Raw genomic sequence first — 14,040 nt, forward strand, 5'->3', positions numbered from 1 at the left:
CGGACGCGTAAACGCGCCCACCCGGGCGGCCGCTTTTCGCTTAAGAACCGGCCTCGTCACCTTTGATATTGCGCTCCATAAGCCGCTGATAGAGCGCGGGCGACAGCCGGTTCAGCCCATAGGCCAGCCGCGCAATACGCCCCACAGGGATGAAATCCCGCCCCTTCTCGAGCCCTTTCAGGATCACCTCGGCCGCTGCGTCCGGCGGCATGTAATCCATCCCGTCCGTCGCCGCGCCGGGGCGGGAGATGCCACCCTCGCGGTGTTCGGGGTTGCCGATGTTGGTGGCCACGAAGCTCGGCGCGGCGATCGCCACGCGCACCCCGTGCTCGCGTTCCTCGCTGCGCAGGGATTTGAAGTAGCCCTCCACCGCGTGCTTGCTGGCTGCATAGGCCGTGCGGCTGTAGAGCGGCGCGAAGCCCGCCACCGATGAGATGGCCAGATGCGTGCCGCGCGCCCGGCGCAGATCTTCGATCAGCGCGCGGGCCATGTTCACCGCGGCGAAGTAGTTGATGTCGAACACCTTGCGATGAGCCGCCTCGGCGGTCTCGGCGGCCAGGGTGATCTGGGTGACGCCGGCGTTGTAGATCACCAGGTCGATGCTGCGGCAATGCGCGCGCAGATCGGTGCAGAGCGCCGCCAGCGCGGACGCATCCGTCAGATCGCAGGCCATGGTGCGCCGGTCGGGCAGCTCCTCCAGCCCTTCGAGCGCAGGGCCGGGCAGATCCACCAGCACCGTGGCCCAGCCGCGCGCGCGCAGCCCCTCGTCGAGCGCCCTGCCGAGCCCCCCGGCCCCGCCGGTGATGACCGCTGTCTTCTTGCAGTTCACAGCCCTGCCCCCTTCTGCCAGATCACGAAAGCCTCTCGGCTGCTGCACTCCGGCGTGTATCCGAATGTTTCCTTCAACGCGTCATTGGCCAGCACGGGGCGGTATTGCAGGAAGCGCACCTGCTCGGGACCGTAGCGCGACAGCCCGAGCGGCTTCGCTACCGCCAGCGCCGCCTTCAGAGCGCCCGCCGGCAGGTTCAGCACCCGCTTGCCCATCGCCTGCGCCAGGTCGGAGACCGACATCGCCCCATCCCCGGCCACGTTGTAGATGCCTGGCGGGCCCTCCCCCGCGGCGCGGGCGAGGATGCGGGCAAGATCGCGCGTCCAGATGAAGACGAAAGGGCTGTCGCTGCCCTTCACCGCCAGCAGGCGCTTCTTGTGGAAGAGCGCGGTGATCTGGTTCTCGACACCCTCGCCCAGCACCGTGCCGACGCGCAGCACCACCTGTTCGAGCGCGGGGTGCTCCTTGCGGGCGGTGGCCAGCATCTCTTCCACCTGCCGCTTGTGATCGCTGTAGGCGAATTCCGGGTTGCCCCGGAGCGGATCGGACTCGCGCAGCCATTTCGGGTTGTCGGCGTGGTAGCCGTAGGCCGCGCCGGAAGAGGTGACGACGAGCCGCCGCACCCCGTGGCGCACGCAGGCCGACAGCACGTTGCGCGAGCCGGTCACATCCACCTTGAAGGCCTTTTCGCGCGCCATCGGCCCGACGATGGAGGCCAGGTGGATCACCACCTCGGGCCGCAGCCGCGCGATCAGCCGCTCCGGGTCGCGGCCCGTAACGTCCATCACCTCGAACTGCATCCCATCGGGCAGCGCTTGGGGCGCGGCGAGATCGGTCGCGATGACCTCGTGATCGGTGCCGGCCAGTTCCTGTAGCAGGGCGCGCCCCACCGTGCCGGCGGCGCCGGTGATCAGGATCCGGCTCATCGTGCGGCCTCCGTGCGGTTCATCAGCGCGGCGAGCGCGATGCCCGAGATCGCGTGCCAGATCCCCCAGAAGGCCGCCACGACGGCCATGCCGCCCAGCCCGCCGAAGAAGGAGAAGATCAGGATCAGGCCAAGGCCGGAGTTCTGGATGCCCGTCTCGATCGTCACCGCGCGCCTGTCGTAGGGGGTGAGCCGCGCCAGAGTCGCCAGCCCGTAGCCCCCCGCCAGCGCAAGGCTGTTGTGGATCACCACGAGCCCCGCGACCAGCGGCGCGTAGGCGAGGAAGAAGCTCCAGTTCGCCGCCAGCGCCAGCACGATGAAGGCCACGAAGATCAGCATCGAGAGGTTCTGCAACGGACGGCGCACCTTGGCCGCCCAATCCGGCCGTTTGCCGTTGAGCGTCACGCCGAGGATCAGCGGCAGCACCAGCATCAGCAGCACCGTGATCGCCACCTGCACCGGATCGATCCGCGTGGCTTCGAGGATTTCCCGAGTGGGGCCGTAGAGGCTGCCCCAGAAGGCGATGTTGAGCGGCGTCATCACGATGGCCGAAACCGTGGCGATGGCCGTCATCGATACCGAAAGCGCGGCATTGCCGCCGGCGCGATGGGTGATGAAATTGGAGATGTTGCCGCCCGGACAGGCCGCCACCAGCATCAGCCCCAGAGCGATGGAGGCGCGCGGCTGCGTGAGCAGCACGAGCCCGAAGGTCAGCACCGGCAGCAGCAGGAACTGCGAGGCAAGCCCCGTGAGCAGCGGGCGCGGCGTTTGGACAAGGCGGCGGAAATCGCTTGGGCGCAGGTCGAGCGCCACCGAGAAGATCACGATGGCCAGGATGGCGTTGAGCAGCGTGAGGCTGCCGGGGCTGAAATTCAGCAGGATGTCATCGACGTCGCTCATTGCGCCGCCCCGCCCAGCTTGCGGATCCAGCCCGTCACCGCCTTGCGGTAGCTGGCCTTGTCCACGTAGTAGGCCATGCGCGGAAGCTTCAGGTAGTTGGTGCCGCCGGTCTCGCGCGCAAAGCCCTTCGCCTTCTCCGCCTGGATCGCCTTTGCCGCCGCGGCGCCGCTCTTGAGGCCGTTGATGTAGCGCGCGATCATCTCGGCCTGCTCGTGGCGCCCCTGCCAGCCGAGGCCCGACGCCTCGACCATGCCCAGCACGAAGAGATCGTCGCGCTCGGGGTGCATGCAGTTCAGGTAGAGATGCGGCGCGTCGCCCTGCCAGTTCAGCAGTTCCCTGTCGATGAACGGGTAGTGCAGCAGGTAGCCCGTTGCGGTGAGGATCAGATCATACTCCGCCGAGGTGCCGTCCACGTAATGCACCGTCTTGCCATCGAGCCGCGCGATGTCGGGGCGCACGGTGATGTCGCCATGGCCGGCATGGAACAGGATCAGCGAGTTCACCACCGGGTGGCTTTCGTAGAGCTGGTAGTCGGGCTTGGGGAAGCCGTATTTCTGCGGATCCCCCACGAACCACTTCAGGATCATCCCGTCGATCTTGCGCTTCAGGCCCATCGGTAGCTTGATCAGCCCGCCCATCGTGTCGGCGGGTTTCCCGAAGACGTATTTCGGCACGAAGTAGTAGCCCCGCCGCATCGAGAGATCGCAGGACAGTCCGTGATGGATCGCATCCACCGCGATGTCGCAGCCGGAGTTGCCCGCCCCCACGATCAGCACGCGCTTGCCGTCGAACACCTTGGGATCGCGATAATCGCAGGCGTGCATCATCTCGCCGGTGAAGGCGCCCTCGAAGCGCGGTCGGTTCGGCTCCGACAGGGTGCCGTTGGCGATCATCACCCCCGCGAAGACGCCCTCATGCTCGGCGCCTTCGCCATCGCGCCAGCGCAGCCGCCAGCCCTCGCCGCTCTTGCCGAGCGGCTCGGCCGAGAGCACCTCGCTGTTGAAGCGGTAATGCTCGTAAAGCCCGAAATTCTGTGCGAAATCGCGGAAATACTGCCGCAGCTCCCGGTGGGAGGGGTATTCCGCCACATGCTCGGGCATCGGGAAATCCGCGAATTCCGTCATCTTCTTGGACGAGATCAGATGCGCGGTTTCATACATCGTGGAGCGCGGGCCATCGATGTCCCACAGTCCGCCCACATCCGAATGCAGCTCGAATCCCTGAAATGCGATGCCCTGTTCCTTCAGAACCTTTGCCATCGCCAGCCCCATCGGGCCTGCCCCGATCAGGGCAAAGCACGCCTCTTGCGGCGCTGCCTGTTGTGCAGTCACGGTGCGTTTCCTCCCAAAACTCCTCGCGCCGCTTAGATTGAACAATCGTTAAAAATAGTGCAAGCTGGTTTCATGAGCCAAGAGATTTCGCCCGAAAAACAACGCCAAAGAGCCCCCAGCAAGCGCGCGCTCCAGACCCGCGCGCGCATCTTCGACGCCGCGGAACAGCTCTTTGCGGCGCGGGGATTCGACGGCGCTTCGATTCGCGACATCGCCCGGGAGGCCGGCGTGCAGGGCGCGCTGGTGAATCACCACGGCGGCAGCAAGGAGGCGCTGTTCCATGCCGTGGTGGAGCGCCGCGCCGAGGCGCTCGCAGAGCGCCGCCGCGCCCGGCTGGAAGCCTTGGGGCCACGGGCCGATCTGCGGGCGCTGCTGGCGGCCTTCACCGATCCGCTGATCGAACTGATGGCGCAAGACCCGGCTCATTGGGGCGCCTATGCCCGGCTCATCGCCCATGTCTCGGCCGATCCGCGCTGGCGCGACATCTCCGAAACCTGCTTCGATCCGACCTTCCGCCTGTTCCTCGACGCCCTCGCCCGCTGCCAGCCCGGCACACCGCCGGAGCGGCTTTCGGCAGGGCTGATCTTCACCGTCTCGGCGCTTCTGGCGCTCTGCACCTCGCAGTGGCGGCTCGAAGCCTTCGCCGGCCCCTCCGCGCCCGAGGCCCTGCGCGGCACCCTGCTGGACTTCTGCGAAGCCGGTTTCGCCAATGCCTGCGGCCCCGCGCAGCCACCGGCGCGCGGCTGACGCCGGGGGCAGCGAAAAAACCTGCCTCCGGAATGCGATTTCTGCGATTTTCGCCCTTGACCCTCTCAGGCCCTTCCCATAAATCACGCCTCGTTCTCGGCGGAGTAGCTCAGTTGGTTAGAGCAGCGGAATCATAATCCGCGTGTCGGGGGTTCAAGTCCCTCCTCCGCTACCAAATCTTCCCTAAAAAATCAGGCGCTTGCAGTCAGAAGCCAAAATCCTCCCAACGAGTTTTTCGCCGGGACTGCAATGGGACTGCACCCCCGGCGCTTTTGATTCTATTTCGCTTTCAACGGATTGTCTTGTCGATCAAGTCAAATCTTCGATCGGTAGGCATGCAGAACAAGCACTGGCCATTGCTGGCTTCTGCCCAAGCTTCCCCGATCTGGCGCTTGGCCTCCTCAGCTTCGTAAAGGTGCGCCCCCTTGTATTCGACCACAAGGATGCGCCCATCGTTCAGCATCGCCACAAAATCTGGATAGAACTTGCCGTGCGGTAGTTGGAGCCAGAAAGAGGTCTTCTTGTTCTCGACATTCCGAATCCAATACTTCACTGCGTCCAGTCGATCCAGATACACGGCGCAATCAAACTCCTCCCCCTCGGCTTTCAGGTCGCCGATCAAAGGGGTGTAATGCTTGTTGAAATTTGTTGCACCAGCGTAAGGCTGGTTGAATGCGTAGCTCTGTTCGTCGAATATCATAGATAGCTCGGCGCCGGTGTCGAACTGGTCGGCATGGGCGGCGAACAAAGCGGCGTAGTTGTCGGATTCCCGGTTAGATCGCAGGTCGGAAATGAACCCTGCAAGAGCCTTGCGCAGGTCATACTTGTTCCGAGCCAATACATCCAAGTCATACCCGTTCTCGATGAGCTTGTTCAGTGCGCTTCTGATGAAGACGACGGCGCTTGGTTTGGTGATATCCGGGTGTTTGATTCCGATATCGATCCAGTTGGCAAGCCTGGGCAGAGTCCAGGCCGGTTCTTGGATGACGGCGGCAAGTTCCCCTTGAACACGCCGCGCAAAGTCGATCTCTACTTTGCCACTTGTGGAAATGTCGATTTGCCCAGACTGACTTTCATCAACGATTTTGAACCGATTGACGATATCCGAGGCGTCGCATTGATCCAACCGCCAGGGAAGGTCAAGAAAATGCTCCTTGCTGAATAGCTGCAACTCGCCCTGTTTGCGGAAACCCAGCAACGGAACGATGAATGGCGGCTTGTCGATGTCTTCTGCCGCCGAGGTCTGAAAGTTGTTCGTCTTTGCGTAGAGGCGTTCGACAACAGGCGCAGCTTTGGGGGACTTGGCAAAGGCAAGCTGGATCAAGTTCCGGCTTTCCTTGGTCATGGGGCCTTTGAACGCCAAGGACCGGCTTTCCGAGTCATAGGTCAATCGCTGTTTGACAGAAGCTGGCAGCCTTTCAATGGCTTCCTGCACAGCTTCGTTCGGCAGATCATCCTCGGGCAGGGGATCGGACCTGTGTTCAAACTCTTTGGCTGCTTCCTCAAAGGCCATGTCGCTTTGCGGGGCGATGAGCGCAGCGGCTTCAAGCTTGTTGAAGCCCGCGCCCTCCACAAGACCGTCTTTCAACTTCTGAGCCGTGGCGTCGAAGCTGGCAGATGCAACATAGGCGTATGCCTGGTTAAGTGCTGGGCGGTTCTTGAGCTTAGCCCTGGGCATCCGAAGGACGCGGCCCAGGATTTGCTCAATGGCGGTTGATGAAACCTGCTCTGCAACCGAACACAACACATAGGCAAAAGGGCAGTCCCAGCCTTCTTTCAGCTTCTGCACTGTGATGATGTAGCGGATCCGGCATTCTGGGTCGGCAATGTCATGGTCATCCAGGTCTTTACGAGGTCCGGAATGCACCGCAATCTGGTCATTCGGTATGCCTTTGTCTTCGTGCAGAAACTTCTCGATCTTGTCGTAGGTCAGGCGTGTCGGATCGGTGGCCGAGTTGCTTTGCGCCTGAAATAGAACCAACGGTCGGATGTATTCACCGGTCTGAGCTTGTTCCGCTTTTGCTGCTTCCTCCAAGGCTGCCTGGCAGTCCAACGCCGCGCCAATCGTCTTCTGCCAATCCCGGTCTGTGGTCAGCTTGATCGGCATTTTGATCATCTGCTCGGCCTTCAACTCGGCGGCGGAAACAGAATAGAGGATATTGGATGCGTGCTTGTCTTTGGCCGGGTTGTGCTCGGTCTGCGGGGTCGCCGTCAGTTCCAGAATCAGCGAAGGGCTGAACCGCGCCAGCGTGTCGAAGGACAGTGCTGTGCGGGCGTTGTGGGCCTCATCTACGATCACCATAGGCCGGTGCAGGCGCAGCAGGTTGGCCAGTGAGGCCACTGGGCGATTTGTGCCTTCAACCTTCTCCAACCGTGCTTCCTGCGCTTCTGAGAGGCCCGAGAAGTGGTCCATCAGAGCACCCGCGTCCTGATAGACTTTCAAGCCTTCCGTGTTCTCGGTTCCGTTCGGGTTTTCGCGCCGGAAAGACTGGATCGTTGAAACGATGATGCAGGCCCCACCCTCGGCATCGGCGCGGGACATGGCCAAAGCTTCGTCCTTGGTCAGTATCGAAACATTCCGACCGAAATCCTTGGCCAGTGCCGCCCGATAGGGATGTTCGGGATCCTTCAAGGCCGCAACGGTCTGTTCAAGGATCGGCGTCGATGGCACAAGCCACAGCACCATCGGGTTCGCAGCCTGCAAATACTCCTGCGCAGCAATGCCCACGGAATGCGCCGCCATGATCGTCTTGCCGCCGCCTGTCGGCACGCGAAGGCAAACATAGGGCGTTCCCTGGGCAATCACCGGGGCGTCGCGGTAAGGCAGGTTAGTTGCTTTGTAAAAGGCAATATTGCATCCATCATTGTTGCAGTCGCGCAGATAACTGCGGAAACGGTCGAGTGCCGTTTTCTGATATTCTTTCAGGTCGAGATTCACAGCAGCCATATCAAGCTCCCTCGATCTGATAAGGGATTTGCTTGAACACGACGCCCTCGGCTTTCAGCCGCTCAGACGAAACTGTGCAGCCCTCGGCATAGACGACACGCTCGCCATCAAAGCCTTCGGGGGCGGACGGCAAGCTGGCCAGTGCATCCGGCGTCAGCACATTCCCGGCGGCTTCGCGGGGGAAGCCCTGTTCGGCTGGCGAGAACAGCAAATAGACAATCTTGTTCTTGTGCTGTCCGATCAGCGGGGTGGAGCCATCCACCTTTTTCGGCAATGGCGCGCCTGTTTCAGAAAAGAACACATGCGCGGCAAGGTCGGGAAAACTCACCGCTTCGTGGATGTCGCCGAACTCGTTGAACAGCGGTGTGCCCAGGCGGCAATAACGGTAGCCGCCACCAAGCCCCTCTACGGGCTTCTTTGGGTCGCCGCCCTTGTCATATCCTTGAATCGCGATTTTCAAGCGCTTGGCTGTAACATTGGATGCGATCTGCTGGTCCATTTCAACGAGTATGAACTGGCGATTACCATTACCAGCCCTATTCAGATCAAGGACCGCGTGCCCGGTCGTTCCCGAACCTGCAAAGGAGTCCAAGACGATATCTTCCTCATCGGTTGCAAGTTCAATGATCGTGCGAAGTAGCCCAATAGGCTTTGGGTGATCAAACTCACCCCGCATTCCCATTGAAGACAGTAGAGTTGTGCCTGCCTCATTTAAATATTCACTACCCCGGAAGATCGATTTTGCACTTTTTGTTTTTTTTCGGGCTCTTTGCCACACGGTCCATTTTCCACTTCGCGTCTGGCGAGCGATTAGGTCAGGAGATTCCCCGCCAAGTTCTTTTGTCTTGATAAGATTTTCACTCCACCGCCAACAGTCGTCGTTCCCATTCCCATCTACAGGATACACCTCGATTTGATCGGGATGGGTGCGTGTTAGTCCCACACGATGATGATCATGTTGGAAAGGTTCTGGGTCGGCATACAAAGGGAAATAAAGATTGGGGCGGTTCTCTCGATTGAAGCGCGGGTTTCGATTTCGCAGTTCCCAAAGCTCATATCCACCACGGTTATCAGAAAATGGAAACGCACGATCCAAGTCGGATATTTCCGACAACTCCGCTGCGTCGGATTTTGAAAAGATCAAGCAATACTCGTGAGTGCGAGCAATGGCTTTGTATGTTTGACCCCTCGTATTTGATTCGACGATCACTTCGGCGACAAAGTTTTGCTCCCCGAACACCTCTGTCATCATCATTTTGAGGTTGTTGATTTCAGTTTCGGAAATAGAGACTGCGATAACCCCATCTTCCCGCAAAAACTCTCGCAGCAGACGCAAGCGCGGATACATCATGCAAAGCCACTTGTCGTGGCGCGATAGGTCCTCGGCTTCTTTACCGACGACCTTCCCCAGCCACGCCTTGATCTCGGGCGAGGCCACATTGTCATTATAAACCCAGCCTTCGTTTCCGGTGTTGTAAGGCGGGTCGATGTATATGCATTTTACCTTGCCCGCGTAGTAGGGCAGCAGCGCCTTCAATGCTTCAAGATTATCGCCCTGCACCAGCAGGTTCGCGGCGTCCGGGTCGCCTGCCGAAAGCTCTCCATCGCAATGGACAAGGCGGTAGGGCACTTCGCGGTGATGATTGACGACGGCTTTCTTGCCGATCCAGTCCAATGTAGGCATGTCGATTTTGTCTTCTCTGCTCGGTAGCCTGGGGTTGCAGGCCGGGAAAATCTGCCTACATGACTACCGCTTACCGGAGAGACGATGCAATGCGCTTGCAGATGCAACCGTTCGGAAAAAATTTTGGCTTCGGACTTCGGATTTGGGGGAAAGAGGAAATATAGCTTCCGCCTAACCAAAGAAGGAAGACTATGACACCTCAAACCCAAACCATCACTGACCGCCTGGTTGATATCAAAACCGTATGCGCCGTGCTCTGCCGGTCCCGAGCCAGCATCTACCGCGACATTGAACGCGGCGATTTTCCCAAGCCGATCAAGCGGGGCCATTCTTCGCGTTGGCGGGTTTCCGATTTGAATCGGATCGTTGCTCAGGGCGGCGACATGGCCGCATGACTTGCCCGGGCAGATCGCCCTTCTACATCCTCTTCTAAACCTCTCGTTCAGCCCCGCCTCTGCGGGGCTTCGTCATTGTAGGCGGGTGGCGATGTGCTTCTTGGTCGGGGAAACTTGATTCTGGACGGCTCGGCCCATCACGACGCAAGAGCCGGGCGCGCAAGGTATCTCGCAACAATATCAACTCACGATAAACCCGCCGAAAACGGCGCCCACCGCGAAGACGGCGAGCAAGCCCAAGGCGGGCAGCCGCCAGGAATGGCGGTTGTCGCCCTGGGCGTGGTTGAGGAGTGCTTTGGTTTGGGCAATCTGCTGTGCCTGCGTGGATTCCAAGCTGGCGATTGTGTCGGTCAGTTTGGACTGCCTGTTTGAAAGGCGGTCGATCTCTCTGAGCAACTTGGCCATCCCCGCTACCGCATGTTCGCTGTTCTGCGATGCAGCCGCCGCGCTGCGTCTCGTCGTCTCCATCGCCTGCTCCCAATCGTATGCTTCTTGCATTGTTTTGTGCCTCTCTTAGTAGGTTGATTTCTCGAATGATGGCATTCGCTTCAGCGCGGGTATGGCCTTGGTCGATGCGTTTCCATTTCTCTTTGCTTGCCTTCTTACCTTTGGGCGATGCCCGAGCGCTTGCGCCTTCGTGTATCGTCGGAATCTTGTCGATGCCCCTGTCTGCATATGACAAGTGGGTGATCTCAGACTCCGGGCCGAACCCCCATCCGCGCATCATCTCGTTGTGAAGCTCGGCCCACATTCTTGCGGCGTCCTCGATGGCGTTCTTCCGTGCAAGCCCCAAGGTGCTTTTGGGCCTGCCGCGCCCGCCGGTCCTCTGCTGAACATCGAAGAATACGAAATGGGCGTGCGGGTTCTTTGTGTCGTTGCCATGTTGGTCATGGATTGCTGCGACATACCCGGCAATGCCTTTGCTCAATCGCTCGGCAAAGGCCCGTGTCAGCGCCTCCCGCTGTTCCGGGGTGGCTTCCACCGGCAAAGCTATCACAAGGCGCTCACAGACGCGCCCTTTGCGCCTTTGGGCCTCTTCTTCGGCCTGGGCGGCAGTCTCTGGGTAGGTGTTTCCCGAAAGTCGTTCTTGAATGACCACCCGCGACGCTTGTGGGCGAGTGATGTATCGGAGATGCGCCGCAGTTTGGCCGAGTTTGGCGACACGGGTTTCATCTGTGCGCTTCTCTGAAAAGGTCTTAACCGAGTGTCGAAACGAAAACAGTGCCATTTCCTTGATCAGGTTGGCGGGGATAAAATGCGAAGCTTTTTATCCGTTGTGCGCCTTCCCTATCTCCTTTCGACAGGGAAATAGGAAACTGACCATGCAATCGAAAAAACTCGACATCTTGGCCGACAAGCGGAAGCAGAACGGCCAGGTTTTGATGATGCTCGCAAACTACTGCCGCAAACATCGAATGCTTGATATCAATCTCGGTTGTCTGTCCCTGGACGCGATGGACAGGATCGGAAACGAAATCGCCGATCTGTTCGTGGATCGAGTCGGGCTGCATCAAAAGAAAACGCCCCCGGAGACGGGGGCGCAAAGCAACAAAGGCAAGGCAGGAAGTCAGGGGCTTTCTCGGGGTTAGTGCAGCGGGCCTTGCGCACTCTGATCCGTCGTCTTGGCGCCGCCTGAACGCAGCCTGACACCTTTCCCGCTTTCTTCGATCCTGCCTTCGGCCAATAGTGCATCCAACGCCGCACGAACCTTTTTGCGCATGGTGTCGGCGTTGCCGCGAATGCTGTTGAACGGCTCGCCAGACATTTGGCCGATTTCTTTGGGTTTGTGCCATTCTCCGCCGTCCTGCTTGTGAAGCTCCGTGAGGACGCGGAGCAAGTCCTTCGCCCTTAGGGTGGAAATCGTCGGACCAGCCTTCTTGCTCGCCTTCGTGGGGCTTTCTTCAACCAGAGAACTATCGGGCCTGAATGGAACCGCCCATGGCACCGTGGTTCTTTCACCGTGCCGATTTTTGCCGATCTCGAATCCTTTAATCTGGAACGCCATCGGTGCGGGCTTTTCGTCTTCTCGTTGCTTATGGACGCGGATGAACACAGTGCCATCGGGCTGCGTGTCATCGGCCTTGTGGAGCGTGAAGCCCGTATCAACATTAGCGGTCAGGGTGGTTGATCCGCGTGGCCTGGATGTTTCCGAGGCCCCCATGTGATGGACGATCAGAACATGGGCATTCGTGGTCTTCGCAAGATAGGTCGCGTTCGCCAACACACGCCCAGTGTCTCTGGACGAGTTTTCATCACCGTCGCCCATGCAAAGGTTCAATGTGTCGAAGACAATCATTAGATTTTCGCAGCCATGATAATCGCGGAAGTTCGCAGCATCGGTCGCAAACCTCTGAACTTCCTGCTGGTTGGACAAATCTACGGCCATGTCCAACACTGCAAATGCGGCGGCCTTGGCAGACCTTTGGCTCAGGAACGGATATGCCCGTTTCAGCACACCTTTTGCAGCCTCCGCGGCAACATAAAGTATAGCTGCGCGAGACACACGCATACCGCAGAAATCGCGCCCCATGGCAACATGCGCGGCAATACTGGCAACGATTGCCGATTTTCCCAGGTTGGACGGTCCGGCAAACATGCTCACTTCGCCGGGAAACAAGAACCTTTGCACGATGTAGTCAGGATCTGGGTCGGGCTGAAATGCGTTGGCCGAAATGGTTTCGCACCCCAAAATGCGCGGGGGGAACTCAGCGGGAGGGGTTTTGAAGTAGCTGTATTGGTTCATATTTTTCCTTTTAGGCTTGTTTTTTTCGGCGCAGGTTCGGGCGCCGAATGTGATATGGCTCCGTCTGCTCTGGACGAAAAACAAAATGGGAACATTTTCGGACGGACGGACGCCTCCGCCCTTTTAGGGGGGGCGTCCGTCCGTCCGATTGTCCTATGCAGTTTCCCCGGCATTGCTGCCGCTAACGATCACCTCATAGGCCCGCGCCAGTTTGTTCAGGGCCTCAGCTCTTGGATCTTCAACGCCTTCGAGAATCCGGACGACTGACAGGTAATGTTTTGCTGAACCACTCGCGCCGGATTTCGCCAATGGGTCCAGGTGAGCAAGGATCGCATCAATGGTCTCCACCGGCGTCCGGAGTTCTTTTAACAGCGTCGAGCCTGTTCTCCGAATATCGTGCCGCGTCCATCGCTCGGTCTTGCTCGCCTTGAATATGGCGAGGCTGGTTCTGTTCCAGTTGGATAGAATACCGCCATCACGGTTCGGGAAAACGAAGTCATCTGGCGTCGCCATCGTGTATCCGGGCAACGACTTCAACAAATCCAAGGCAGCCCGCGAAAGCGGCAGGCTGTCCTCCCGTTCCCCACCTTCTGTTGCCTTGACCATGCGGGTCCAGACGCCGCTATCGAAGTTAATGTCCCGCCACTTTGCATTCGACACTTCGCTAACCCTTGCCAGGGTAAGGAATAGGAACTTCATAGCAATCGGTCCGAAGTCCTTTTCCGGCGATACATTCCGACGGCGCAAGTGAGGATGCGCCGGATAGGTCAGCAACGGGAGAACCCGGGCCAACTCTTCCTCCGACAGAACACGCGCGCGGATACCAGAAATGCTGGGGTCATTAGTCGAAGGGTCATGAACACGATGAACATCCGGAGCATCAAGTTTTCTTAGTCGTCCTGCGCCTACCTTGGAATATTCTCCGCGTTGCGCCGCCCAATCGAAGACAGGAGCAAGGTAAGCCAACGCTCTCGAAACCTGACCATTTGCGCTGGCTTTGCCATTTACTGGCCGCGAAGGCTGGTATGCGCTGGCGCAAGCGGCAAGGTCAGTTTCGGTGATATCTTCAACTGGCTTGTGCAACAGTCGAAAGAAGACGCATTCGATTGTGCTACGCATGTTTGCTTTGGAGTTGGGGCCACCACGCGGACGCCAGCCCTTTTTGTTTATTGCGAACACTGGCTGCACCTCGACCAAGAGCTGCATCAGAGTAGTGCGATCGTTCTTCTGAGTGCCGACAGGCATTGCGAACTCTTCACCGCCATATTTCAAGCCATAAGCGATCTTCCGGCACCGCTCACGACCTTCCTTGATCGACATTTTGGGATAGGTGCCGATGGTGATAGTGCGCATCTTGCCTTTGTGGTCCCGAAGCATCGCCGCCATTGTCTTTCGTCCGCTCGGCATGACCCGCAGCGTGAAACCTTCTACCTTGGTATCTTTGATGTGATAGCGAGTGGGCCTGATCTCAGCGTGTTTTGCCGTTTTGTCAGTAATCTCAACTTTGTTGGATTTTCTCGGTTCTGCAGTCATCGTTCG

Annotated in this window: 12 protein-coding genes, 1 tRNA gene and 1 pseudogene; 4 read left to right on the forward strand and 10 right to left on the reverse strand. The window is 59.2% G+C overall.

What is annotated here, in order from left to right; genetic code table 11:
- Window positions 1–40 precede the first annotated feature (40 nt).
- Genes PSA7680_RS10450 through PSA7680_RS10465 form a run of 4 tightly spaced genes read right to left on the reverse strand, consistent with a single transcriptional unit; the run spans window position 41 to window position 3,985 of the window.
- Entirely contained in the window at window positions 41–829 is a 789-nt protein-coding gene (locus PSA7680_RS10450) for an SDR family NAD(P)-dependent oxidoreductase (protein WP_085868656.1), read from the reverse strand.
- On the reverse strand, window positions 826–1,755 hold the full coding sequence (locus PSA7680_RS10455) for an SDR family oxidoreductase (protein ID WP_085868657.1): 930 nt from the start codon (window positions 1,753–1,755) through the stop codon (window positions 826–828). The genes PSA7680_RS10450 and PSA7680_RS10455 overlap by 4 nt, the downstream gene beginning before the upstream one ends.
- Complete coding sequence (locus PSA7680_RS10460; protein ID WP_085868658.1) at window positions 1,752–2,654, reverse strand: bile acid:sodium symporter family protein; 903 nt, start codon at window positions 2,652–2,654, stop codon at window positions 1,752–1,754. The genes PSA7680_RS10455 and PSA7680_RS10460 overlap by 4 nt, the downstream gene beginning before the upstream one ends.
- Entirely contained in the window at window positions 2,651–3,985 is a 1,335-nt protein-coding gene (locus PSA7680_RS10465) for a flavin-containing monooxygenase (RefSeq protein WP_245824584.1), read from the reverse strand. The genes PSA7680_RS10460 and PSA7680_RS10465 overlap by 4 nt, the downstream gene beginning before the upstream one ends.
- A gap of 72 nt (window positions 3,986–4,057) precedes the next feature.
- Here PSA7680_RS10465 and PSA7680_RS10470 point away from each other — a divergent pair, with 72 nt between their 5' ends.
- Both PSA7680_RS10470 and PSA7680_RS10475 read left to right on the forward strand, forming a co-directional pair.
- Window positions 4,058–4,732, forward strand: a complete 675-nt coding sequence (locus PSA7680_RS10470) for a TetR/AcrR family transcriptional regulator (RefSeq protein WP_085868660.1) — start codon at window positions 4,058–4,060, stop codon at window positions 4,730–4,732.
- Window positions 4,733–4,830: 98 nt separating this feature from the next.
- A tRNA-Met gene (locus PSA7680_RS10475) sits at window positions 4,831–4,907 on the forward strand.
- A 114-nt stretch (window positions 4,908–5,021) separates the two neighbouring features.
- Here PSA7680_RS10475 and PSA7680_RS10480 read toward each other — a convergent pair.
- Together PSA7680_RS10480 and PSA7680_RS10485 are read right to left on the reverse strand one after the other, a co-directional pair.
- On the reverse strand, window positions 5,022–7,679 hold the full coding sequence (locus tag PSA7680_RS10480) for a DEAD/DEAH box helicase (protein WP_176244118.1): 2,658 nt from the start codon (window positions 7,677–7,679) through the stop codon (window positions 5,022–5,024).
- Window position 7,680: 1 nt separating this feature from the next.
- The gene (locus PSA7680_RS10485; RefSeq protein ID WP_085868661.1) at window positions 7,681–9,363 is read right to left on the reverse strand and encodes a site-specific DNA-methyltransferase; all 1,683 of its coding nucleotides are present in this window, start codon (window positions 9,361–9,363) and stop codon (window positions 7,681–7,683) included.
- Window positions 9,364–9,554: 191 nt separating this feature from the next.
- Between PSA7680_RS10485 and PSA7680_RS10490 the strand changes: the two genes are divergently transcribed.
- On the forward strand, window positions 9,555–9,758 hold the full coding sequence (locus PSA7680_RS10490; RefSeq protein WP_085868662.1) for a helix-turn-helix transcriptional regulator: 204 nt from the start codon (window positions 9,555–9,557) through the stop codon (window positions 9,756–9,758).
- 180 nt (window positions 9,759–9,938) lie between these two features.
- On the opposite strand, the gene PSA7680_RS10495 is transcribed toward PSA7680_RS10490, so the two are convergent.
- Together PSA7680_RS10495 and PSA7680_RS19160 are read right to left on the reverse strand one after the other, a co-directional pair.
- Window positions 9,939–10,256 carry a hypothetical protein gene (locus PSA7680_RS10495; RefSeq protein WP_085868663.1) on the reverse strand — a complete coding sequence of 106 codons (318 nt, stop codon included), beginning with the start codon at window positions 10,254–10,256 and terminating at the stop codon, window positions 9,939–9,941.
- Between the two features lie 178 nt (window positions 10,257–10,434).
- A pseudogene (locus PSA7680_RS19160) lies at window positions 10,435–10,986 on the reverse strand (MobA/MobL family protein); the annotation flags it as partial.
- A 94-nt stretch (window positions 10,987–11,080) separates the two neighbouring features.
- Between PSA7680_RS19160 and PSA7680_RS10510 the strand changes: the two are divergent.
- Window positions 11,081–11,347 carry a hypothetical protein gene (locus tag PSA7680_RS10510; RefSeq protein ID WP_085868664.1) on the forward strand — a complete coding sequence of 89 codons (267 nt, stop codon included), beginning with the start codon at window positions 11,081–11,083 and terminating at the stop codon, window positions 11,345–11,347.
- On the opposite strand, the gene PSA7680_RS10515 is transcribed toward PSA7680_RS10510, so the two are convergent.
- A complete protein-coding gene (locus tag PSA7680_RS10515) occupies window positions 11,344–12,501 on the reverse strand; it encodes an AAA family ATPase (protein WP_085868665.1) in 1,158 nt (385 codons plus the stop codon). The two genes, PSA7680_RS10510 and PSA7680_RS10515, sit on opposite strands and share 4 nt — an antisense overlap.
- 153 nt (window positions 12,502–12,654) lie before the next feature.
- Window positions 12,655–14,034 carry a tyrosine-type recombinase/integrase gene (locus PSA7680_RS10520; protein ID WP_085868666.1) on the reverse strand — a complete coding sequence of 460 codons (1,380 nt, stop codon included), beginning with the start codon at window positions 14,032–14,034 and terminating at the stop codon, window positions 12,655–12,657.
- Window positions 14,035–14,040: the final 6 nt, after the last annotated feature.

Origin of the sequence: Pseudoruegeria aquimaris, assembly GCF_900172235.1 — a bacterium.
GTDB lineage: Bacteria > Pseudomonadota > Alphaproteobacteria > Rhodobacterales > Rhodobacteraceae > Pseudoruegeria > Pseudoruegeria aquimaris.

Coding starts and splice junctions, on each gene's coding strand:
- PSA7680_RS10455 (WP_085868657.1), bottom strand. CDS start 1,755: ATGAGCCGGATCCTGATCACCGGCGCCGCCGGCACGGTGGGGCGCGCC.
- PSA7680_RS10460 (WP_085868658.1), bottom strand. CDS start 2,654: ATGAGCGACGTCGATGACATCCTGCTGAATTTCAGCCCCGGCAGCCTC.
- PSA7680_RS10470 (WP_085868660.1), top strand. CDS start 4,058: ATGAGCCAAGAGATTTCGCCCGAAAAACAACGCCAAAGAGCCCCCAGC.
- PSA7680_RS10480 (WP_176244118.1), bottom strand. CDS start 7,679: ATGGCTGCTGTGAATCTCGACCTGAAAGAATATCAGAAAACGGCACTC.
- PSA7680_RS10485 (WP_085868661.1), bottom strand. CDS start 9,363: ATGCCTACATTGGACTGGATCGGCAAGAAAGCCGTCGTCAATCATCAC.
- PSA7680_RS10490 (WP_085868662.1), top strand. CDS start 9,555: ATGACACCTCAAACCCAAACCATCACTGACCGCCTGGTTGATATCAAA.
- PSA7680_RS10495 (WP_085868663.1), bottom strand. CDS start 10,256: ATGCAAGAAGCATACGATTGGGAGCAGGCGATGGAGACGACGAGACGC.
- PSA7680_RS10510 (WP_085868664.1), top strand. CDS start 11,081: ATGCAATCGAAAAAACTCGACATCTTGGCCGACAAGCGGAAGCAGAAC.
- PSA7680_RS10515 (WP_085868665.1), bottom strand. CDS start 12,501: ATGAACCAATACAGCTACTTCAAAACCCCTCCCGCTGAGTTCCCCCCG.
- PSA7680_RS10520 (WP_085868666.1), bottom strand. CDS start 14,034: ATGACTGCAGAACCGAGAAAATCCAACAAAGTTGAGATTACTGACAAA.